Origin of the sequence: Mesorhizobium sp. M1403 (genome assembly GCF_040317695.1) — a bacterium.
Taxonomy (GTDB): Bacteria; Pseudomonadota; Alphaproteobacteria; order Rhizobiales; family Rhizobiaceae; genus Mesorhizobium.
Genome location: NZ_JAMYKY010000001.1, coordinates 313,049 through 334,113 on the forward strand (window position 1 = coordinate 313,049; position 21,065 = coordinate 334,113).

Annotated in this window: 16 protein-coding genes, 2 tRNA genes and 2 pseudogenes; 13 read left to right on the forward strand and 7 right to left on the reverse strand. The window is 61.9% G+C overall.

Going from position 1 to position 21,065, the window contains the following annotated elements:
* Positions 1–1,530 precede the first annotated feature (1,530 nt).
* Positions 1,531–2,172 carry a peroxiredoxin-like family protein gene (locus tag NKH01_RS01575; protein ID WP_287212788.1) on the reverse strand — a complete coding sequence of 214 codons (642 nt, stop codon included), beginning with the start codon at positions 2,170–2,172 and terminating at the stop codon, positions 1,531–1,533.
* A gap of 404 nt (positions 2,173–2,576) precedes the next feature.
* On the opposite strand from NKH01_RS01575, the gene NKH01_RS01580 reads away from it, so the two are divergent.
* Positions 2,577–2,819, forward strand: coding sequence for a type IV toxin-antitoxin system AbiEi family antitoxin domain-containing protein (locus NKH01_RS01580; protein ID WP_353018627.1), 243 nt, complete (start codon positions 2,577–2,579; stop codon positions 2,817–2,819).
* Positions 2,820–2,976: 157 nt separating this feature from the next.
* On the opposite strand, the gene NKH01_RS01585 is transcribed toward NKH01_RS01580, so the two are convergent.
* From NKH01_RS01585 to NKH01_RS01600, 4 genes are all read right to left on the reverse strand, one after another.
* Complete coding sequence (locus NKH01_RS01585; RefSeq protein ID WP_353019168.1) at positions 2,977–3,813, reverse strand: alpha/beta fold hydrolase; 837 nt, start codon at positions 3,811–3,813, stop codon at positions 2,977–2,979.
* 211 nt (positions 3,814–4,024) lie between these two features.
* Positions 4,025–4,750, reverse strand: a complete 726-nt coding sequence (locus NKH01_RS01590) for a nuclear transport factor 2 family protein (protein WP_353018628.1) — start codon at positions 4,748–4,750, stop codon at positions 4,025–4,027.
* Positions 4,751–4,856: 106 nt separating this feature from the next.
* Positions 4,857–5,066: a hypothetical protein gene (locus NKH01_RS01595; RefSeq protein WP_353018630.1), complete on the reverse strand. Its 210-nt coding sequence runs from the start codon at positions 5,064–5,066 to the stop codon at positions 4,857–4,859.
* Positions 5,067–5,114: 48 nt separating this feature from the next.
* On the reverse strand, positions 5,115–5,765 hold the full coding sequence (locus NKH01_RS01600; protein ID WP_353018632.1) for a hydrolase: 651 nt from the start codon (positions 5,763–5,765) through the stop codon (positions 5,115–5,117).
* A gap of 154 nt (positions 5,766–5,919) precedes the next feature.
* On the opposite strand from NKH01_RS01600, the gene NKH01_RS01605 reads away from it, so the two are divergent.
* The 5 genes and pseudogenes from NKH01_RS01605 to NKH01_RS01625 form a co-directional block, all read left to right on the forward strand.
* Positions 5,920–6,813, forward strand: coding sequence for a LysR family transcriptional regulator (locus tag NKH01_RS01605; protein WP_353018634.1), 894 nt, complete (start codon positions 5,920–5,922; stop codon positions 6,811–6,813).
* Positions 6,814–6,987: 174 nt separating this feature from the next.
* Positions 6,988–7,924: pseudogene (locus NKH01_RS01610) on the forward strand (pirin family protein).
* Positions 7,925–7,991: 67 nt separating this feature from the next.
* A complete protein-coding gene (locus NKH01_RS01615) occupies positions 7,992–9,245 on the forward strand; it encodes a DUF5996 family protein (protein WP_353018637.1) in 1,254 nt (417 codons plus the stop codon).
* 479 nt (positions 9,246–9,724) lie between these two features.
* The gene (locus tag NKH01_RS01620) at positions 9,725–10,465 is read left to right on the forward strand and encodes an SDR family NAD(P)-dependent oxidoreductase (RefSeq protein ID WP_353019169.1); all 741 of its coding nucleotides are present in this window, start codon (positions 9,725–9,727) and stop codon (positions 10,463–10,465) included.
* 228 nt (positions 10,466–10,693) lie between these two features.
* Positions 10,694–11,056: pseudogene (locus tag NKH01_RS01625) on the forward strand (EutQ-related cupin domain-containing protein); the annotation flags it as partial.
* Between the two features lie 132 nt (positions 11,057–11,188).
* Here NKH01_RS01625 and NKH01_RS01630 read toward each other — a convergent pair.
* Positions 11,189–11,341 carry a hypothetical protein gene (locus NKH01_RS01630; RefSeq protein WP_353018638.1) on the reverse strand — a complete coding sequence of 51 codons (153 nt, stop codon included), beginning with the start codon at positions 11,339–11,341 and terminating at the stop codon, positions 11,189–11,191.
* A gap of 200 nt (positions 11,342–11,541) precedes the next feature.
* Positions 11,542–11,616 (reverse strand) — tRNA-Asn (locus NKH01_RS01635).
* 220 nt (positions 11,617–11,836) lie between these two features.
* Here NKH01_RS01635 and NKH01_RS01640 point away from each other — a divergent pair.
* From NKH01_RS01640 to NKH01_RS01670, 7 genes are all read left to right on the forward strand, one after another.
* Positions 11,837–12,097, forward strand: a complete 261-nt coding sequence (locus NKH01_RS01640) for a hypothetical protein (RefSeq protein ID WP_023676401.1) — start codon at positions 11,837–11,839, stop codon at positions 12,095–12,097.
* A 491-nt stretch (positions 12,098–12,588) separates the two neighbouring features.
* Positions 12,589–12,662, forward strand: a tRNA-Cys gene (locus NKH01_RS01645).
* 89 nt (positions 12,663–12,751) lie between these two features.
* Positions 12,752–13,420, forward strand: a complete 669-nt coding sequence (locus NKH01_RS01650) for a protein-L-isoaspartate O-methyltransferase family protein (protein ID WP_352715230.1) — start codon at positions 12,752–12,754, stop codon at positions 13,418–13,420.
* A 186-nt stretch (positions 13,421–13,606) separates the two neighbouring features.
* Positions 13,607–14,998: a TolC family outer membrane protein gene (locus tag NKH01_RS01655; RefSeq protein ID WP_023720047.1), complete on the forward strand. Its 1,392-nt coding sequence runs from the start codon at positions 13,607–13,609 to the stop codon at positions 14,996–14,998.
* Positions 14,999–15,196: 198 nt separating this feature from the next.
* Positions 15,197–16,060, forward strand: a complete 864-nt coding sequence (locus NKH01_RS01660) for a DUF2497 domain-containing protein (RefSeq protein ID WP_353018640.1) — start codon at positions 15,197–15,199, stop codon at positions 16,058–16,060.
* A 436-nt stretch (positions 16,061–16,496) separates the two neighbouring features.
* Entirely contained in the window at positions 16,497–19,280 is a 2,784-nt protein-coding gene (locus tag NKH01_RS01665; RefSeq protein ID WP_353018642.1) for a valine--tRNA ligase, read from the forward strand.
* A 380-nt stretch (positions 19,281–19,660) separates the two neighbouring features.
* On the forward strand, positions 19,661–20,881 hold the full coding sequence (locus tag NKH01_RS01670) for an OmpP1/FadL family transporter (protein WP_352860256.1): 1,221 nt from the start codon (positions 19,661–19,663) through the stop codon (positions 20,879–20,881).
* Positions 20,882–21,065 lie beyond the last annotated feature (184 nt).

Here is a 21,065-nt window from a genome sequence, read left to right on the forward strand (position 1 = left end):
TCGTCGTCATGTACAGAAGCTGTTTGGGCCAGTCGAAACAGAGCTGACCCCAACCCTAGCTTCATTACTTGAGGCGATTGGTAAGGCCAGAGACGACGAAACTCCCTAGCCGCTCTAAGTTCAGCCTCATGGCAACCCTCGGCATTGGCGCCGACTTGCTGGAGCTTTTCATGAAGGCCCGCGATGCAGGCTGAGCCGGACGAGGAAGATCAGCGCCCTGACCTACCGTTCCAGGGCGGGCCTCGGGTAAGGCATTTCAAATTTAAAAGGAACGTCGGTTAATACCCCTCGGCGTCAGGCTTGACAGCGGTCCCATGTCGATTGTGAGTGCCGCCTTCCTCCTCTATGCGCGTGATCTCGCCGGCAAGCTCGATCTGCTGACCTCTCTTGATCTTGGACGTGCTGTCCACGATGGAATGCGGGAAGCCGTAGCTCGGAATCGAGACGCTTGCCCGGTCCTCAGTGACCCCGCCTACGTATCGTGGCCGTGATCGCAACCAGTGCCCCGCGCCAGACGCTTGAGTCTGGAGCGGACGGTGCCTAGTCAAGATGTTGCTAATATACATCGGCCTGCAAGCTTCGCCGTTGGCGACGCGGCCCAGCGGCTTGGTTGCGGGGGGACGGCAGCTAGAGGCCGCTGGGCCTTGACGACCAGCGAGCTTAAGAGGAGGCCCTGTGCTGGCTGGTCAAAACCTTGCGCTTAGGGCAACGGAAAAGCATCATTCGAACGAACACTTTTCGTCAACGAGGAGGGAAGGGAATGCGGTCGGCGGCGCTTACCCATTACATAGCCGGCCGTCAGCAGTGGTGACGACTGACACAGTTCGTGGAGTGGCGAGCGGAATCGTCGCTCAGCAATTACATTCTTCCACGATAGGGAATCCCAGACGCAGTGACCATGGTCTTGGCGTTGTCAAAACCGTGGTGTCAGCCAAAACAATGAAAACGCCGGAGCCTCTACGCCTTTGAAAAATATTGGCTCCCCGGGCCGGACGAAACTGCGAACTATGAGCTGCCGATTCCTCTCAAAACTGCGCCGCAGCCCGCCATCAAGACTCGCAAGCGTGACCGGGAGCGCGCCGTGCGCCTCCGATCAACCGGTGGGCCAAAACCATCTTTGAGGCAACGGGCAGTCGCACTCGCGAAGGAACGAGGCGTTGTGCGCACACACGATCTCACAGACATCGGCGTTCCCCGCTGTTATCTAACCCGGATGTGCGAGGGAGGGGCCGCTAATCAAGGTTCGCTATGGAGTCTACTGAGCAGCAGACGGGGAGGCGGCATAATTACCTTATGCGCGCCTGTCGGAACAACGTGATTGCGGCAAGGAGCGGACGTTGCCCCGCCTATGCGGCTTGCTCACTCTAGCGTCGGAGCGGTCCGCAGACCGTTGAATCGAAAAATCGCTACGAAGCCCACGGGCAGACCTTAGCCTCCCGCGCTGAGCATTTCGACGATTGTTAAATCCAAAGAATCACCACAGGACGGTGGCCGTCGAGCGAGTTTTTAGCAGCCCATTTCCGCAGCCTGTTAATGTGCAACTTGGGAAGCTGCCGACATCAATTCCTCGGGATTCGGCGCTCTGAAGGTGTTGAGGCCATCCTCCAGAACTTCAGTGAAGTTCCAGCGTACGATGCCCGCCCGGTCGATTAGGAACTGACCGACAAGCTGCGCCTGGCTGGAAGCCATCGCCTGCTGATCGACTTCCGTAATCTCATAACCTTCCTTCTTGTTAAGAAATTCATTCATTGCCATGACGTCCATAGGCTCGGGCAACTCGCCCGGGAGATGGAACGGTATCGCCATGACCGTGTCCATCCCGACCTCGCGCAAGCCGAAAGCACGGTGCGAGGCTCGCTCCGGGTCGGATGCGGCGAGAAGATCGGGTGCCGGGTGGTAACGGAAATAGAGCCGCGCCCGCTCGACCGGCGTATTGACCACAGCCAGGCATTCGACGCCTTTCTCACGCAGGGCCGGCTTAAGTTGCGCCATCGCCGCGACATGGCGCCGGCAGAACGGACAGTGCAGGCCTCGGAACAAACCGATCAACAACGGGCTACGGCCTCGAAAATCATCGAGCGCGATCTTGCCTTCGCGTGAGATCGCATTGAGCACAACATTCGGTGCCCGGTCGCCCGGCTGCAGCGGGCGGTCAACACTACTCGTGGACATGGACAACCTCCTCGCCCTGGGTCAGTCAGGGAAGCAGCACACCTAGCGTTTCGGAGGCGATCAAGTGCTGGGGGCGAAAGCTTCCTGTGCCAAGGCAATAGCTTTCGACCTCTGCCATATTGCCGAGGTCGAGATTACGCGCGTTGCAAGCCCATCATAACACGAAAAAGCATCTGCGTCGCCAGTCCTGCGATCGGCTTGCGAAGAATAGGCGGGGCGGGCGAGGCCGCTATTCTGCGCTTGATTTCATCTGTCCTCGATGCTCTGACACGAGATCGAAGCGTAGGGAAAAATCGCACGCCGGCGTGCAAAATCGCGACTTGGCGTAGAAAAGGCGATGGCTCCCCGGGATCGACGAAACGGAGAAATATGAATTCGCGATTCCGCTTCGCAAGAACGCGCCGGTGGGACCGAAACTCCGCAAACGCGACCGGGACCGCGCGGAACGACTACGCCTCGCTGGTGGCCCGACACCGACGCTCAGGGAGCGGGCCGTCGCTCTGGCGCGAGAGCGGGGCGAGGTGCGCACGGCTGAACTCACGGCCATCGGCATCCCCCGATGCTATCTATCCAGGATGTGCGACGAGGGACTGCTCGTGAAGGTGGGTTACGGCCGCTATCGCGCCGTCCTTCCGAAGGCCGCTTGACCCGTCGCGTTTGGGGACGGCTGCTGACCGTCTGGTTCGGCCCCAGCAATAGGACTAGCCAGTGAGACCGCGATGAACGCGGCGCCGACGAACGCACACCTTTTCAAGCGTCGACTTGAACTGTGGGCCGGGGCCGGGAGCCGCGCCCGCAGCCACTTCAGTTGGTGACGAACTCCAGAAGGTCGGCGTTCAACACATCGGCGTTCACGGTCAGCATCCCGTGCGAGAAACCGGGATAGGTCTTCAACGAGCCATTCGGCAGCAGCTTGACCGCCTTCAAAGCCGAGGCGGCGATCGGAACGACCTGGTCGTCCTCACCGTGCAGCACCAGCGTCGGCACGGTGATCGCCTTAAGGTCATCGGTCTGGTCGGTTTCCGAGAAGGCCTTGATGCCATCGTAGTGCGCCTTGGCGCTACCCATCATGCCCTGCCGCCACCAGTTCTGGATCACGCCCTCATGGACCGTCGCATCCTCGCGGTTGAAGCCGTAGAACGGGCCCGACGGGACGTCGCGGAAGAACTGCGCGCGGTTGCTGGCCAGTGCCGTCCGAAAGCCGTCGAAGACCTCCATGGGTGTTCCCTCGGGGTTGTCGTCGGTCTTCAGCATCAGCGGCGGAATGGCGGCGACGAGGACGGCCTTGGCCACCCGGCCCGCAGGTTCGCCATGTCGCGCCACGTACCGCGCGACTTCGCCGCCACCGGTGGAATGGCCAATGTGAACCGCGTTCCGCAGATCCAGCGCCTCGGCGACGGCAAACGCGTCGGCCGCGTAATGGCCAATGTCGTGACCCTCGGCGACCTGCTCCGAGCGTCCGTGGCCGCGCCGGTCATGCGCGACGACGCGATAGCCCTTCGACAGGAAGAACAGCATCTGCGCGTCCCAGTCATCGGAACTGAGTGGCCAGCCATGGTGAAAAACGATTGGCCGAGCGTCCTTGGGACCCCAGTCCTTGTAGAAAATCTGTACGTCGTCGTCGGTCGTGACAAAGCCCATGGTGTGTTCTCGTTCTGGAACGTCGAGGGTGGCAGGCCCCGCGGCATGCGCGGTGCCCAGCGGAAAGGCGAAGCCTGCGGCAAGCGCCGAGGCCGAAATTAGGGCATCGCGGCGGCTGAGCGGCAGGCCAAGAGCGGATGTAGGAGGCATAGAAGAGCTCAGTGGGTTATTGAAAAGAACATCTAGTCGTTGTCGGCCCATAGCTACGATCTTATCTGGCGCGGCGGGCACCTTCCTCGGGATCGAACATCGAGAGGCCGGCAACGCCTCCGGTTACCGACACCTCGTTCTGCAACACGTCCCAGTGTTCGACGAGTTTGCCACCCTCGACCCGGAAGATATCGACCACAATTTGAGGCTCGTCCGCCCAGCCGCGGATGCGGCCATGGATGGCGACGAGATCGCCCTCAGCGATGATCAGGCCCGGCTCGTAGTAGACGGAAGGCGACAGGGCCTCGACGAGACCCTGCAACGCGTCCCGGCCTTGAGGAATGTTCGGATTGTGCTGGATGTAATCGTCGGCGTAGAGTCGTCCAACCGCCGAGGCGTCGTGGCGCTGGAACAGCGACGTCATCGCGTCCAAGACCAGCGCCCTGTTGCGGTGGGGGCGATCATCGGCAATGCGATCAGCTGGCCGCGTGATTGCAAATGTTCCGGTCATTCGCAGAAACTGACCATCGGGCAGAGTGGCCCACGAATGGATCACGCCGCGATCATAATCCTGAACATTCGTGACAGTCGCGCCGTCCTTCTCCTGCCAGCTGACCGCGAAGATACTGTTGCCGAGCGGCACGACCTGAATATCGACGGTCTCGGTCCGGGCGAACGGTCCTTCCTTGATCTCGAACTTCAATTGCGAAGTTGACATGAGCGTCAGACTGACCTGGAAGTTCGGATAGATGACATCCATTTCCAATCCAGCCGGGAAACGATCCATAGACATATTCCCTAGTTTCTCCTTTGAGGTGACAGAGAGCCCGGCTGAGTTGGCCGCAATCGCGGGCTATGGTGGGAAGAAGACGCGCTTCCCAAATCCCGCGGCTCTACGTGGCAGTCAGGGCAGACCAGATCATCGGCGCCCCAAAGGCCACGAAGATGATGCCGGTCAGCATCCGCGCGCGCCTCGCAAGCTCTGGTGGCTTACGGAGCGGTCGGACGCCGTGCCAGGCTCCGAGCGCATGGCCGCCGAGAACCACGAGCTTCACGACCACGAAGGTTGAAGCCAGAAGGGCGAGGATGGCGAGGGCCGGCAAACGGATCGATCCCGACCCCCACCGAAGTGCTCTCCATCCCGGCCCGGATCAGCCTTCGCTCGGCACAGGCGTGTTGAGGAGCTGCTGCTCCCAGAGGAACGCGATGCCGCTGCCGGCGGCATGCTGCACAAGCACCTCCGAAAGCTCGGCGGCATGCTCTGTGCGGGCCCAGTCGCGCTGCCATTCCGACGCCACCGCCAGCCAGGTCATCATGTTCGCGCCGGCCGCGATCATGCGCTGGATGGCGACCTCATGGGCCTCGACCGAAGTGCCGCCGGACGCATCGGTGACGACCGTCACGTCCCAGCCTTCGCCGAGCGCCTGGATCGCTGGCATCGCAACGCAAATCTCGGTCCACAGGCCGGCGATGATCAGCTGCTTACGGCCCGTCGCCTTGACCGCATCCACCACCTTCTGGTCCTCCCAGGTGTTGATGAACGTCCGGTCGATCACCTCCTGGCCGGGAAACACATCCGTGATCTGGGGGAAGATGAGACCGCCCCGGTCAGCGATCACGCTCGTCACAATCGCGGGGACGCCAAAGGCCTTGGCGGCCTTCGCCAGAGCCGTCGAATTGTTGACCACCATGTGCGGATCGTGGCTGTTCAGGTTCGCGAGCTGGTAGGGCTGGTGGTCGATCAGAACGAGGACCGAGTCTTCAGGACGAAGAAGCGAATCTAGGCCGTTACGAGGGGTCATCAAGACTTCCTTTCTCTGCCGCTATGAACGGCAATGGGTTCACGGGAGACATGCGCCAGCGGGTGACGTTGCCTGGACGGAATTTGCTGTTCCTTTTGGTGATGCGGTAGTGCCATAGTCAGGCAAGCTGTGTCGCGAAATGAGGAACGCGGAAATGGACATCAAAGATCTACAGACATTCGTCGCAGTGGCCGATGCGGGGGGCGTATCGGCCGCCGCGCGCCGGCTCGGCGTCTCCAAGTCAATCGTCAGTCGGCGGCTCTTTCGGGTTGAAGCGGAACTCGGGGTTCAGCTTCTTGCACGAACAACCCGCGGCGCCGCGCTTACGGAAGCGGGAATCACGTTCAGGGACCATGCGGCCCGGGCCAGCGCCGAGATCGACACCGCAAGGGAAACGATCCTTCCGACCGGTGATCTTCGCGGCCGCCTGAGGGTTGCCATGCCGCTTACATTCGGCCCCACCCACTTCGCCCCCGTGCTTGCTGAAATGGCGCGCCAGCACCCAAAGCTCCACATCCATACCTACTACAGTGATCGTTTCGTCGATCTCATCGCCGAAGGTTTCGATTGCGCGATCCGGGCTGGCTACCTTCAGGACTCCAACCTGATCGCGAAGCGCATCGGGCCGTTCCATGGCAAGCTTGTCGCAAGCCCGGACTATATCGAAGCGCACGGTTCACCTGAGACGCCAGACAACCTCGTCACCCATCAGGCCCTCATGCAGGGAACGGAAACCTGGCAATTCATGGATGGTGGCAAGGTTGTCACGGTTCAGCCACAGGGCAGGTTCAAGGCCGACAACGCTATGGCACTTGCGGCCGCGGCGGCGGCAGGCCTCGGCATCGCCTGGCTCCCCGATTGCATCACGCATGACTATGTGGCCTCCGGCGCGCTCGTTCCGATCATGACACGCTATCCGGTACCGGCAGCAGGCGCGTATGTGGTCCGTCCGCCGGGTCAACATCCCGCGCGGAAAGTGCGTGTCCTCACCGAGATGCTGACTGAGCATTTCAAACTGAACCCGGATATTTGGGGGCTCGACCACTAGGACACGAACGGTACGAAGCCTGGTCTAGGACCTTCGCTCGACGGTGGCACTACTTCGGCGACATGGCCTGCACGTTCCACTTGCTGCGACACAGCTTGACGTATCACGGGGCTAGCTCGATGGACGGTCGCGCGCCAGTCTCGACATTCCGGAAGCCAGGAGAGGATGGCGTGCATGAGTTGGAACCCGGCAATCGAACCCGGCTCCCCCGTTGAGGTGGGCATCGACGCGATCGAGACGCTCATCATTCCGCGATCCCGCGACCTGGGTGACTTCGAAGTCCGTCGCGCCTTGCCGGCGCCGAAGCGGCAGATGGTGGGCCCATTCATCTTCTTCGACCAGGCCGGGCCTGCCGAGTTCCTGACCGGACAGGGCGTTGACGTCCGGCCGCATCCGCATACAGGTTTGGGCACCGTCACCTACCTGTTTCGCGGTGACTTCCATCATCGGGACAGCACCGGTGCCGACCAGATCATCCGCCCGGGCGAAATTGAACTGGATGGTCGCCGGACGTGGCGTGTCCCATTCCGAGCGCACCTCCGCGACAGCCCGCAGTGGCCCGAACAGCCTGTTCGGTATCCAGACCTGGCTGGCGCTGCCCGACAGCCACGAGGACATAGCGCCCACCTTCGAACATCACGGCAAGGAGGCGTTGCCGACGATCGAGGACAGTGGCGTCTCGGTTCGGCTCATTCTTGGAAACGCCTACGGCAAGGCCGCGCCCGCGACAATGTTCTCCGAGACCTTTTACGCCGACGTGACATTGGAAGCGGGGCGCCGACTGCCGATGCCGGACGATCACGAGGACCGGGGAATCTACATCGTCGAGGGCTCGATCTCGGTCGCCGGCCAGGAATTCGAGGCCTCCCAGATGATGGTCTTCCGGCCCGGCGACAAGATCACCGTCGCCGCCGGCAGTAGAGGCGCGCGGCTGATGATCCTCGGCGGCGCGACCTTTCCGGGCCCCCGTTACATCTGGTGGAATTTCGTCGCCTCATCCAAGGAGCGCATCGAAGATGCCAAGGCCGAATGGTGCGCCGGAAACTGGGGCAAGGGCCGCTTCGATCTGCCAATCGACGACCGGGATGAGCACATCCCCGTTCCGGATTGACCGGTGCTGACCCAAGACTAAATGACCGTCACCCGTACGGAGCAGATGCTGGATGGAGAAAAGTGAAATGAACAACAGGTGGCCCCACCTTGACTACCTTAGCTGGCGTGAGACTTGTTCAGCTCTGCATCTCTACCTGCAGGTCGCCGGCAAATACCGGCTAGCTCATACACCGTGGCTGAACCATTCGTGGAACGCGACCTTCTACGTCACGCCGAACGGTCTGGCATCCTCGCCGATACCCGACGGCCCGGGCATCGAGATCCTGTTCGATTTCTGGGAGCACAGGGTCGTGGGCACCTGCGGCGAAGGCCGCCGGGCGTCGTTCGCGCTCGAACCGATGACGGTCGCGGCGTTCCACGCCAGCTTCGTGCAGTTGATTTCGGAGCTCGGCGGCACGCCGACGTTCAACGGACAACCGAACGAGGTCCCCAACCCGGTACCCTTCGCCGAAGATCATCGCGACCGGCCCTATGACCGCGACGCCGTTCAACACTTCCATCAGGCGTTGATGGCGGTCGACAAGGTCTTCAATCGTTTCCGTACCTCCTTTCTCGGCAAATCCAGTCCCGTTCATCTGTTCTGGGGCAGCTTCGACCTGGCGATTACCCGCTTTTCGGGACGGCGCGCGCCGCTCCACCCCGGCGGTATCCCCGCCTTGCCGGACGACGTGGCGCAGGAGGCTTATGACCGCGAGGTCTCGTCAGCGGGCTTCTGGCCGGGCGGCGGCGGCATCGACTATCCTGCCTTCTACGCCTACGCCTATCCGGCGCCGAACGGTTACCGGGCAGCAATGGTCCGGCCCAATGCCGCGTTCTGGCATGACGGCCTGTCTGAATTCATTCTACCCTACGATGCCGTGCAGTCAGCGGCCGATCCCGACGAAGCTCTGATGGCTTTCCTCGTCTCGACCTACGAGGCTGCCGCCGATCTGGGCGAATGGGACCGCGATATTCTGGAATGTGCGCCGGGACAGCCACGTAAGGTCCGCCGCCCGGACGCGGCGCTGGCGAAGGATGCGCCTTCGGCCGGCGACGAAAAGGTCGAGCGGGAGGATGGGGCAACGAAGGGTCGGTACCGGCTGGTGATCGACGGGGTCGAAGCCGAGATGACCTATAGCCGGGCCGGCGAAGGGTTGATCATCATCGACCATACCGAAGTTCCAGCGGCCTTGCGTGGCCGCAAGGTCGGCGAGCGATTGGTGCGCCAGGCGATCGAGGATGCCCGACGCGACGGGATTGCCATCATTCCGCTCTGCCCGTTCGCAAAGGCGCAGATCGGCCGCCATCCGGAATGGCAGGACGTGCTTCGTCAGTCATAGGGGCGTGGCTGTCTGCCGGAATACCCAACGCCACGGCGGCGACGACTGTGCTCGGCGTTGGTGAGGTTGGTGGCCGCGACCAGCAGGAAGGTCCCCAAGCGCATCAACGCGATGATGAAGAAAGTCGTCCTTGATCACCGACGTAATCGAACCGAGGGCACCATCCTCTGAAGCAGCCGTGCGTGGCACGGCGCGACCGAGGAAAGCGTAAGCCGAAACCGGCATTGCCGTTCGCAAAGGCCTGGCCTGAACGGGTCGAGGGCATCGGACCGGCCATCGCTCCGGAAGGTGGTCGCCCTGTTCGGCTTGAGAAGCCATCGGCCAGCGTTCCCCCCTTCGCAACACAGCTTGGCATTTCTCGACACTGAAAGAGACAGATCCCGAACACTAAGTTCGTGGATCAGGTTTTTGACCGCCTGCCGCGTCTCACGCGAATCACCTGGGCGCTGGAACCAACAATGGTAGAAAAGGACAAACATATGATCGATCTGAATGGGAAGCGCGCATTGGTTACTGGCGCTTCGCGGGGCATCGGAGCCGCGATCGCGTTGGCGCTGGCAGAGAACGGCGCTGACGTCGCGTTCACGTACAAGCGCTCGGCCAAAGAAGCTGAAGCGGTGACGAAATCTATCGAGAGCACAGGGCGTCGCGCAGTCGCCATCCAAGCCGACAGCGCTGCCCCGGAGGCCATCATGCGCTCTGTGAGCAAAGCCTTCTCGGCGCTCGGTGGACTCGATATCCTCGTCAACAGCGCGGCTATTGGCCACACGGGAACGATCGCCGACATCGAGGTGAATGACTATCAGGCCGTGATGGACGTCAACGTGCGAGCGCCAGTGCTGTTTGCGAAAGCAGTTATCCCGCATCTCACCGAAGGGGGACGCATCATCACGATCGGTTCGGCCTTGGGAGAGCGGGTCCCGTTCCCCGGCATAACGGCTTATGCGATGTCCAAGGCGGCACTTACCTCCTTCACCCGCGGTCTTTCGCGCGAACTCGGCCCGAACGGCATCACCGTGAATCTTGTGCAGCCCGGAGCGACCGATACGGATTCAAATCCGGCGGATGGCGAGGCTGCCGATTTCCAGCGAAGCCTGACGTCTTTGGGACGCTACGGCGAGCCGCGCGAAGTCGCGAACGCTGTGGTCTTTCTGGCAAGTCCCGCCGCGAGCGTGATTACGGGCGCCATCCTGACCGCCGACGGGGGCGCAATCGCCTGAGCGGACTTGATGTTCGCGAGCAGGCGAATCGCGTGCTCGGCAATGCATCGAGCGCCACACGAGCCGAGATCGACAGTGCCTTTCGCGCTAAGGCCCGGCTTTGACAGGGCCGGGCTGATGAATAAGCGCATCCGATTTACGCGGAGGACGAGGACGACATGAAGGAGGCCGCTCTGAGGACTCGGCCTTGAGACGCAGGAGTTCAACCTAACCACTCAACATCCAGAAGGAACAATTCCCGTGAAGGTTAGCAAGTTCAACATCACCGACGCAACGCTGGAGCGTTCTCCAGGACAGGACGGAGACGTGTTCGTGGGCAATCTGGTCGACCAGCGTCATGCCTCCCCGATCACGATCGGGTACGGGCGCTATGGGCCGAACCAGACACTCGAGGAGACAATGGCCGTCGATGATGTGATGGTCGTCCTCAAGGGGCGGCTGTCGGTGTCCGGAAAGTCAGGCAGCGTCACCGCAGGGCCGGGCGAGATCGTCCATATGCCCAAAGGTCAGAAGGTCACGATCTGCTCGCACGAGAAAGGCGCGGTCACCGCCTATGTCACCTATCCCCACTGGCAGGAGGCACGGGGGTAAGTCCTCTGGGCAACGCCGCTGGCGCGACGTCCTCGCGGATCACGCTCAACTGAGTAGGCGTTGAGATCTTGTCTGGCAAATCTGGCACGAGGCCTCTCTGCTTTGTCCCAGCGACGCCCCGCGCGCGCAAGCTCAAAGCTGTGCAAATCCGCCGTCCACGAACACCTCGCGCCCGTCTGGAAGCTGCGGTCGTTGAGGCAGCGACGGCAGTGATAACAGGCGGCAACGTTCGGACGCCGCCGCGGCGAACTGAATGGCGGACTCGGGCGCGAAGCCGCCGATCATCAGTATTTCCGCGCGGTAGCCGCCGATCCTGCGATTGCGGCCTGCGAGGAATAGGCGTGGGCGGCGACGGCTGCTATTCTACGCCTGATTTCGTCGGTCCTCGATGCTCTGACACTCTGGAAGCAGGGCTATTGAGATCGAAGCGTAGGGAAAAATCGCACGCCGGCGTGCAAAATCGCGACTTGGCGTAGAAAAGGCGATGGCTCCCCGGGCCGGATTCGAACCAGCGACCAACCGGTTAACAGCCGGTTGCTCTACCACTGAGCTACCGGGGAACAGAGGCTCTCATGTGAGTGGGGCAGCCTATAGCAAACCCGTTTCGGCTTTGCAAAGAAGCATTTCGCATTTTTTCGGTGCTTTTTGGCGCAGGGCTTTCTGGCAATGGCCGGCGAGCGCCCTCATATGAGCTGTCTCTCGCCTGTCGGGGAACGGAAAAGGCCGTTGCGGCTTTCTCCGGCTGATGGTGCTACTGATGCAAACGGATCGACATTTCACATGACGGCAATGAGCGACGAACAGCCACCGGCCCGGAAAATCTCGGTCTTCGGCCGCCAGTTCACCATGCCGCGCTCGCGCGGCCTCAGGATTGCGATCGGCGTCGTGCTGATCATCGGCGGCATTCTCGGCTTCCTGCCGATCCTTGGGTTCTGGATGGTGCCGATCGGATTGCTGGTGCTCTCCTACGAATTCGCATTGGTGCGCCGTCACCGGCGCCGTTTCGTCGTCTGGTGGGAGCGGCGGCGGCGGCCGGACTGAGATTGCCCTGCTGACGCGCCGCTAGCCGGAAAATGCCGGAGGACGGCGTGCTCCGCCTATGCATTAGCTTCTGCATTACCGAGGTTGGTCGAAGCAGCTTTCCAGGCGTTCGCAAAGCTCCTTGAGGACGGCGGTGGCCGATGCCAGCCGCGCACGGTCGCGCGGTGGCAGGCTGTTTGCGCCTTCTATGCTGAGGCGGTCGATGGCATAGCGCACAAGCTCTGCAGACTGCGACAATCCGCGCGGTGTGCCGTCTTCCGTAGCTGCTCGACGCATGGCGGACCCTGCTATCTGCCCAACGTGGCCGCCGGTATCGGGTTCCTCTCGCCGAGAATCGTGCTTAACGATAAGCTAATATGTTATTGCTAGCATGGTATTGCGTTGATAAGCAGTGCCTCGATGTCGGAAGAACCGTTGGGAATGCATGGTGGCCGCTTGACGGCATTTTCGCCGCAACCTATTGGAGCCGGGTGGAACGCCGGGAGCAATGAGGCCTCGTGGCGGAGTGGTTACGCAGAGGACTGCAAATCCTTGCACCCCGGTTCGATTCCGGGCGAGGCCTCCAATGCCCGAGCTCCCGCGCGTCAGCGCCAGGGGGCTTCAGTTCCGGTCGAAACAGCCGCGGCCTCTGCGCGGCAAGCGGATGGTTGGAACATGAGCGCTGATTTTGCCGAACGCCGGGTGAAGATGGTCGACGGCCAGATCCGCACCACCGACGTGACCAGCGCGCCGTTGCTCGAGGCGATGCTTGTCGTGCCGCGCGAGGCCTTTGTCGGCGCCGGCCAGCGCGATCTCGCCTATATCGATGAGGACATCCGTATTGCCGATACGGCCGATGGCCCGCGCTATCTGATGGAACCGTCGCCATTGGCCAAGCTGATGCAGCTGGCCGATATCGGCCCAAGCGCTTCGGCACTCGATGTTGGCTGCGGCACCGGCTACGCGGCGGCGATCCTGTCGCGGCTGGCAAGGTCCGTGGTCGCGCTGGAAAGCGATCCGGCGCTGGCCGAAACCGCCACTTCGACGCTTGCCGCGCTGGGTTGCGGCAATGTCACGGTGGTCCAGGGGCCGCTGCCGCAAGGCCATGTTGCCAAGGCGCCTTACGACGTGATCCTGTTCGGCGGCAGCGGCGGGGAGGTGCCGGCGGCGCTGTTCGACCAGCTTGCCGAAGGCGGCCGACTCGTCGCCGTGGAGGGGCAGGGCAATTCGGGCGTAGCCCGGCTTTTTTTTAAGACTGGAGGGGTTGTAACGGGAAGACGCGCATTTAATGCGGCAATTAAGCCACTACCTGGATTTGAACGCATTCCCGCCTTCGAATTCTGAGTGATTTTGCCTTGCAGCGAAGGCGTTGTCATGATCGCTTGCGTTTGAACAATCGTTGCTGATCTGCATAACCGGGTGTTTCTTGGGGGCTTTCAGCGGGGGAACGATAAAAAACGCGGCGCCGGCTGATCAGAGGAGAAGCCAGCGTGGCGCAGTTCCCGTGCAAAACGAATGAGGGAATATAACGTGCCGTCTGTACGCAAGTTGCTTTTTACCGCTGTCCTCGTTTCGGCGACCGCGCTTTCTCCAATGGTCGCCTCGGCCGAAACGATCATCGGGGCCCTTTCAAAGGCCTACCAAAACAATTCCTCGCTCAATTCGACACGCGCCGGCGTCCGCGTCACCGACGAGGGCGTTGCAATCGCCAAGTCCGGCTGGCGCCCGACCATCACCGGTTCCGCGGACATCGACTACACCAGCACCCACGTCAATGGTACCAGTCGAACCGCACGCATAACTACCGGCAACTTTGGCGTCCAGATCAATCAAACCCTGTTCGACGGCTTTCAGACCAGGAACAATGTCGCGGCCGCTGAAGCGCGGGTCAGCGCCTCGGTCGAGAGCCTGCGCAACACCGAAGAAAACACCCTGTTCAACGCGGCAAGTGCCTATATGGACGTCATCCGCGACCGCCAGATCGCGGTGCTGACCGAACAGAATCTGCAATTCCTGACCGAGCAGGCGCGTGCGGCGCGTTCGCGCTTCGAGGTCGGCGAAGGCACGCGCACCGACGTCGCGCAAGCCGATGCTTCGCGCGCCTCCGCGGTGGCGCAGTTGAGCGCCGCCCGCGCGACAGCGCTGGCAAGTGCTGCGACCTATCGCCAGATCGTCGGCGACGAGCCGGGCAGGCTCAGGCCGGCTTCGCCGCTGTCAAAGCTGTTGCCGTCGAGTCTCGATGCAGCGATTGCGATCGCATCGGCCGAACATCCGGCCATCCTCGCCACCGAGCATCTGGTCGACGCGGCGGCGTTTTCGGTTAAATCGGCCGAAGGCGCGCTGCTGCCGCAGCTTTCGGCTAGCGCCGGCGTTTCCGGCGACTATCGCAACACGGTTCCGGGCGTCCTTGGGGCATCGCAGGATGGTACAAGGACGTCGGCGAACATCGGCGCGACACTGACCGTGCCGATCTATTCCGGCGGACGGACCTCGGCGACCGTGCGCCAGAACAAGGAATCGCTCAGCCAGGCGCGGATCGAAGTCGACGTGAGTCGCGACCAGGTGCGCCAGGCCGTGACATCGGCATGGACGCAATATACCGCCGCGCAGCAAAGCGTCACGGCCAACCGGCAGGTGGTCGCCGCCGCGCAGCTTGCCTTGAACGGCGTCATCGAGGAGCGCAATGTCGGCCAGCGTACCACGCTCGACGTTCTCAATGCGCAGGCGACCGTCATCACTGCCAAGATCAATCTTGCCAGTGCCGAACGCGACGTGGTGGTGGCAAGCTATGCCATCCTCTCTGCGGTTGGCCATTTGTCGGCAGACCGCCTTGCGCTCAATGTGACGAAGTACAGGCCGGAAGAGCATTACAACGCCGTCAAAGACAAGTGGATCGGCCTGCGCACGCCGGACGGCCGCTGATCGCCAGGCCGTGTTTTCAGCCCGCGCTCGAACGACGCGCGGGCTTCCACTCCCGACCCTAATCTGTTGAAATCCGAGATGTCGCCAGATTGGGGATTCTCGCAGGGCGTTCCGTCGGTTACGCTGTCGCCATGATTCGAATCCGGCATTGCCGGACAGGAAATCTGAGAACGAGTCACAAGGGCGGCGGATGTGACGATGGCGACGGCAAGCAGCGTACAGCGCGAACCTTCCATGGAAGAGATACTGGCTTCCATCAGAAGGATCATCGAGGACAGCGATACCGGCCGCAAGCAGCCGGGCGACGCGGACGAGCTGCGCCAGGATCTGCAACCGGCGCCGGCAGCCGGACGGGCAGCGGAGGGCGATGCGTTCCGTTCCGAACTGCGCGGCGGACTGGAGATCGCCAAGCCGGCCACGCGGGCCGAGGTGCAGCCATCATCCGCGCCCGTCAATGCGTATACGGAAGTGCGTCCCGGCCCGGCAAAAGCGCCGGTCACTCTGGCTGAAGTGAACACCGCTCCCGAACCGCCCGCAAAGCCGGATCGGCCTGCGACGGCCAAGGCTGCCGAGACGACGGACACCATCATTGCCGATTGGCGGCGCGAGATCGCAGAGGTCGGCGACGCGATGGCCAAGCCGGACCGGGCCGAGCCACCCCGGACGCCGGACGCCGGGCCAAAAGCCGAGGTTTTCGAAGACGAGGCGACTGCTGGACCTGCGCCGGAGCCTTCTGAAAATGGGTCGCAGTCTTCGGAAAGCGGCCTGGAACCTTCGAAAATCGGCCCGGGACCTTCGAAAATGGGATTGGCGAGTTCGGCGGCCAGCGAGGCGCCGTACTCTCGGCCGGCGATCCTTTCGGAACATACGGGGCGGCAGGTTGCCGCCGCCTTCGGCGAGCTTTCAGACGCATTTGCCAGCCGCAGCAAGAAGACCTTCGACGAGATGGCCGAGGAGATGCTGCGGCCGATGCTGCAGGACTGGCTGGACAACAACCTGCCGACGCTGGTCGAGCGGCTGGTGCGCGAGGAAATCGAGCGCGTCGCGCGCGGCGCGCAGTAGCAATTCGGAGAGCCGCCGATGGGCGGCGCTCGACCGGCAAATCGTCGAAGTCGGCGCTGCCCGTCATCCGCCTGCCGGCACCCTCCCCGTATAGTGACGGGCAGAAGGGGCTGACCGCAACCCCGCCGCGTTTTCCGCAACGTTCGTGATTGGCGAAAGCTTCAGTACAGGAGTGCAGGCGTCTTTCTCCCCGTCACTACACGGCGAGAAATGCCCGGTCCACCCTCCGCAGCTTCAGCGCAGCTGCTGCGGAGGACGGGCACGGCAATGAGGGGCAGCGCAAACCTGAAGCGATTGCCTTGCAACGTCACTTCCGCGAGTTGCACCTAACCATCCCGGCGCTATCTATCGGCCATGCCGCCCTTGCGGTTGACTTGGCAACAACCTTCCGATTTACACCGGACCACAAATTCCGGACAGCGCGGACCGTTTTCCCATGCTCGAAAAGACCTACGACGCCAAAGCCGTCGAGCCGAAGATTGCCAGGATTTGGGAAGAGGCCGACGCGTTTCGGGCCGGTGCCGGCGCCGAGGAGGGGGCTGAAGCCTTCACCATCGTCATCCCGCCGCCGAACGTCACCGGCTCGCTGCATATGGGCCATGCGCTCAACAACACGCTGCAGGACATTCTGGTGCGCTTCGAGCGCATGCGCGGCAAGAACGTCTTGTGGCAGCCGGGCATGGATCATGCCGGCATCGCCACCCAGATGGTGGTCGAGCGCCAGCTGATGGAAAAGCAGATCCACCGTCGCGACCTGACGCGCGATGAGTTCATCGACAAGGTGTGGGAGTGGAAGGCCGGGTCCGGTGGCGCCATCCTCAACCAGCTGAAGCGGCTCGGGGCCTCGGCCGACTGGAGCCGCGAGCGCTTCACCATGGACGAGGGCCTGTCGAAGGCAGTGCTCGAAGTGTTCGTGACGCTCTACAAGGAAGGGCTGATCTACAAGGACAAGCGCCTTGTGAACTGGGACCCGAAGCTGTTGACCGCCATCTCGGATCTCGAGGTCGAGCAGCAGGAAGTCAACGGCAACCTCTGGCACTTCCGCTATCCGGTCGAAGGCAAGACGTTCGATCCGGAAAATCCGAAAACCTTCATCACCGTTGCGACGACCCGCCCCGAGACGATGCTGGGCGATACGGCTGTCGCAGTCCACCCCGACGACGAGCGTTTCCGGCATCTCGTCGGCAAGAACCTCATCCTGCCGATCGTCGGCCGCAAGATCCCGGTGGTGGCGGACGAGTATTCCGATCCCGAAAAAGGCAGCGGTGCGGTCAAGATCACGCCGGCGCATGATTTCAACGACTTCGAGGTCGGCAAGCGCCACCGGCTGCCGGCGGTCAACATCCTCACCGTCAATGCGGCGGTGAGCCTCAAGGACAATGAGGACTTTCTGGCGGGACTGGAAGTGACGCCGGAGCGCCAGGCCGTCTGGGACGGCCTCGATGGCCTGGATCGTTTCGATGCGCGCAAGAAGATCGTCGAGCTGATGGAGGCGGGCGGCTTTCTTGAAAAGGTCGAGCCGCATCGCCACGCCGTGCCGCACGGCGACCGTGGCGGCGTGCCTATCGAGCCGTTTCTGACCGACCAATGGTATGTCAATGCGGCGGAACTGGCCAAGCCGGCGATCGCCTCGGTGCGCGAGAGCCGTACCAATTTCGTGCCCAAAAACTGGGAAAAGACCTATTTCGACTGGATGGAGAACATCCAGCCCTGGTGCATTTCGCGCCAGCTCTGGTGGGGCCACCAGATCCCTGCCTGGTACGGGCCGGACGGGCATGTCTTTGTCGAAAAGACCGAGGAAGAAGCGCTCGGTGCCGCCGTCGAATATTATCTGGCGCTGGAAGGGCCGTGGAAGGCCTGGGTCGAGGACAAACTCGAGAATTTCCAGCCTGGCGAGATCCTGACCCGCGACGAGGACGTGCTCGACACATGGTTCTCGTCGGCGCTGTGGCCGTTCTCGACGCTCGGCTGGCCGGACCAGACGCCGGAGCTGAAGACCTATTACCCGACCGACGTGCTGGTCACCGGTTTCGACATCATCTTCTTCTGGGTCGCCCGCATGATGATGATGGGCCTGCATTTCATGGACCAGGAGCCGTTTCATACCGTTTATGTGCATGCGCTGGTTCGCGACAAGAATGGACAGAAGATGTCGAAGTCGAAAGGCAACGTCATCGATCCGCTCGACCTCATCGACGAATATGGCGCCGATGCGCTGCGCTTCACCTTGACGGTGATGGCAGCGCAAGGGCGCGACGTTAAGCTCGATCCGGCCCGCATTGCCGGCTATCGCAATTTCGGCACCAAGCTGTGGAACGCGACGCGCTTCGCCGAGATGAACGAAGTGGCGCGCGACGACGATTTCTGGCTGCAGGACGCCAAGCTGGCGGTCAACCGCTGGATCCTGACGGAGCTGACGCGAGCCGCGCAAGACATAACCGACGGCATCACCTCGTACCGCTTCAACGAGGCGGCGGGTGCTGCCTACCGGTTCGTCTGGAACCAGTTCTGCGACTGGTACCTGGAACTGCTGAAGCCGGTATTCATGGGCACCGACGAGGCCGCCAAGGCCGAGAGCAGGGCATGCGTCGCCTTCGTGCTGGACGAGATCTACAAGCTGCTGCATCCGATGATGCCGTTCATGACCGAGGAACTGTGGGCCGAAACCGCCGGCGAGGGCAGGCAACGGCCGTCGCTGCTTTGTCATGCGGCTTGGCCGTCGCCCGACTTCGAGGACGAGGAGGCCGCCGCCGATATCAACTGGCTGGTCGATCTCGTCTCCGGCATCCGCTCGGTGCGTTCGGAAATGAACGTGCCGCCGGCGGCGATAGCACCCCTGATGGTGATCGGTGCCAACGACACGACACACGAAAGGCTCGAGCGCCAGGCGTCGGCCATCAAGCGGCTGGCGCGGGTCGGCGACATCTCGCTGGTCGATGCGGCACCCAAGGGCTCCGCGCAGATCGTCGTTAACGAAGCGACCATCTGCCTGCCGCTCGGCAGCCTGATCGATCTTGCCGCCGAGGCAGCGCGCCTGCAGAAGGAGCTTGCCAAAGTGACCGAGGAAATTGCGCGGCTTTACAAGAAGCTGTCCAACGAGAAATTCGTTGCCAACGCGCCGGACGAGGTGGTGGAGGCCGAGCGCGAAAAACTCGCCGAGTATCGCGAGGCGCAAGAGAAGCTTTCGGTGGCATTGACGCGGGTGCGCGATGCCGGCTGATCAAACAAATTGGGCCGGCTGGCCGCAATAGATTCGCCGGTCACGAATCTGCCTTCAAGACAGGCCGCCTGCCACGAAAACAGGCATTCCGCAGCGTAAATCTTGACGCAAACTGAATGTTTTTGCCCCATTGTTGCCATAATGTAACAATGGCTGACTGGGCACGCAAAATGCCCCGTTCTGTAAGGATTTAGGCGGTTTTCCCGAGTTTTCTCGTCGATTTGTATTGAGGCGGCCATTTTCCCGCCTCGGGAAAAAGACCGCAACCTTGTCGGAAATGCGTTCAGCCAAGGTGTACATGTACGCACGGCGAATTCGTTGTTGCGCGGTTAACCTGAATTGGTTCTAGCTTGATGCAAGGATATTCGGGGAGGAGATTCATGTGTTATTCGCGTTTGAAAGCACTGCTGGGCGCGGGGGCTTTTTCGCTGGCTTTCGTTGGGACGGTGCAAGCCGGGGGCTTTGACCGGGGCGGCGTCAACATCGACCAGCTGTTCGACGCGGCGCCATATTCGTTCGACGCAGGCGTCACCTATGTTTCGCCCCAGCGCAAACTCAAGAATGTGCAGCGTCTGGATGGGTCGGGATTGTCGACGTCGGCGGTGGATGTTGGTGGCGACTATGCGGTGCCGCATGTCGGCATCAAGGCCAACATCTTTGAGCCCGTAGACTGTCTTGCCACCTATACCAGACCGTATGGTGCGGACGCAAATTTCGGCATGAACAACGCCTATTCGCCGACAGCGGTCAAATACTCCGTCGACACAGACGATTTCGGCCTCACCTGCTCCTACAAGGTGAACGTCGGCAAGGGCGCCATACGATTCATTGGCGGTGTCTCCTACCAGCAGGTCGACGCGTTTCTGTCCCGCCAGACACTGCTCGCCTTCGGCAATACCGGCCTCGGTGTCTTCAAGCTGTCCGACGAGGCATGGGGTTGGCGTGCGGGCGCAGCCTATGAGATCCCCGAGATCGCTCTGCGCGCCAGCCTGATGTACTCTTCCAGCTACAAATATGACGGGCTGTCGGGAACGGTCGACACGACCGGCTTCAGGGGCGCCTTTCCAGCGGATCTGGTTCCTGGCTCTACCGGCGTGTACCCAGTCTCGGCGTCGGCCGAGATACCTCAGGCTCTGGAATTCAAGCTGCAGAGCGGTATAGCTCCTGGCTGGCTGGCCTTTGGTTCCATCCGCTGGCAGGAGTGGAGCAAGCTTGGCGTCATTGCCATCAATGGCGTGCGCAGTCCGGTAACCGGTGCTCCCTCGCCCGTTTCATTCGACCTGCTTTATCGCGACGGCTGGACGATCACGGGCGGTATCGGTCACAAGTTCACCGACCAATTGTCGGGCGTGGTTTCGCTGACCTGGGATCGCGGCACCTCGACGACCTCCGGCTATCAGTCGGATACCTGGGCCGTGGCCAGCGGCGTCTCCTATTCGCCGAACGACCAGGTCGAGGTCAGGCTCGGCGGCTCGATCGGTGTGCTGACGAGCGGGTCATCGACTTTCAGCGGTGTCGGCGACGTGGCAAATGCCGTCACCTATACCTACGGCAACGACCTGCTTCTCGCCGGTTCGGCTTCCGTCAAGATCAAGTTCTAACTACAAATTTTTAAACGACAAAACGGCCGGGCACTGCCCGGTCGTTTCGTTCGGTGCGTCATCCGTCATTCGGCCAGCGCAACAATTGCCCCCATGATGTTCGCTCCGATAATTGTGACGTTTCGGCAACAGTTTCTCAACAACCCTCGCGCCACCCGGCCGCCCGGGAACATTGCCCATTTCC

What these genes read in the sequence shown, in the direction of transcription:
- NKH01_RS01575 (WP_287212788.1), bottom strand. Translation starts at nt 2,172, where the DNA reads ATGTCCACGAGTAGTGTTGACCGCCCGCTGCAGCCGGGCGACCGGGCA.
- NKH01_RS01585 (WP_353019168.1), bottom strand. Translation starts at nt 3,813, where the DNA reads ATGGGCTTTGTCACGACCGACGACGACGTACAGATTTTCTACAAGGAC.
- NKH01_RS01590 (WP_353018628.1), bottom strand. Translation starts at nt 4,750, where the DNA reads ATGGATCGTTTCCCGGCTGGATTGGAAATGGATGTCATCTATCCGAAC.
- NKH01_RS01600 (WP_353018632.1), bottom strand. Translation starts at nt 5,765, where the DNA reads ATGACCCCTCGTAACGGCCTAGATTCGCTTCTTCGTCCTGAAGACTCG.
- NKH01_RS01605 (WP_353018634.1), top strand. Translation starts at nt 5,920, where the DNA reads ATGGACATCAAAGATCTACAGACATTCGTCGCAGTGGCCGATGCGGGG.
- NKH01_RS01615 (WP_353018637.1), top strand. Translation starts at nt 7,992, where the DNA reads ATGAACAACAGGTGGCCCCACCTTGACTACCTTAGCTGGCGTGAGACT.
- NKH01_RS01620 (WP_353019169.1), top strand. Translation starts at nt 9,725, where the DNA reads ATGATCGATCTGAATGGGAAGCGCGCATTGGTTACTGGCGCTTCGCGG.
- NKH01_RS01630 (WP_353018638.1), bottom strand. Translation starts at nt 11,341, where the DNA reads ATGATCGGCGGCTTCGCGCCCGAGTCCGCCATTCAGTTCGCCGCGGCG.
- NKH01_RS01640 (WP_023676401.1), top strand. Translation starts at nt 11,837, where the DNA reads ATGACGGCAATGAGCGACGAACAGCCACCGGCCCGGAAAATCTCGGTC.
- NKH01_RS01650 (WP_352715230.1), top strand. Translation starts at nt 12,752, where the DNA reads ATGAGCGCTGATTTTGCCGAACGCCGGGTGAAGATGGTCGACGGCCAG.
- NKH01_RS01660 (WP_353018640.1), top strand. Translation starts at nt 15,197, where the DNA reads ATGGCGACGGCAAGCAGCGTACAGCGCGAACCTTCCATGGAAGAGATA.
- NKH01_RS01665 (WP_353018642.1), top strand. Translation starts at nt 16,497, where the DNA reads ATGCTCGAAAAGACCTACGACGCCAAAGCCGTCGAGCCGAAGATTGCC.
- NKH01_RS01670 (WP_352860256.1), top strand. Translation starts at nt 19,661, where the DNA reads ATGTGTTATTCGCGTTTGAAAGCACTGCTGGGCGCGGGGGCTTTTTCG.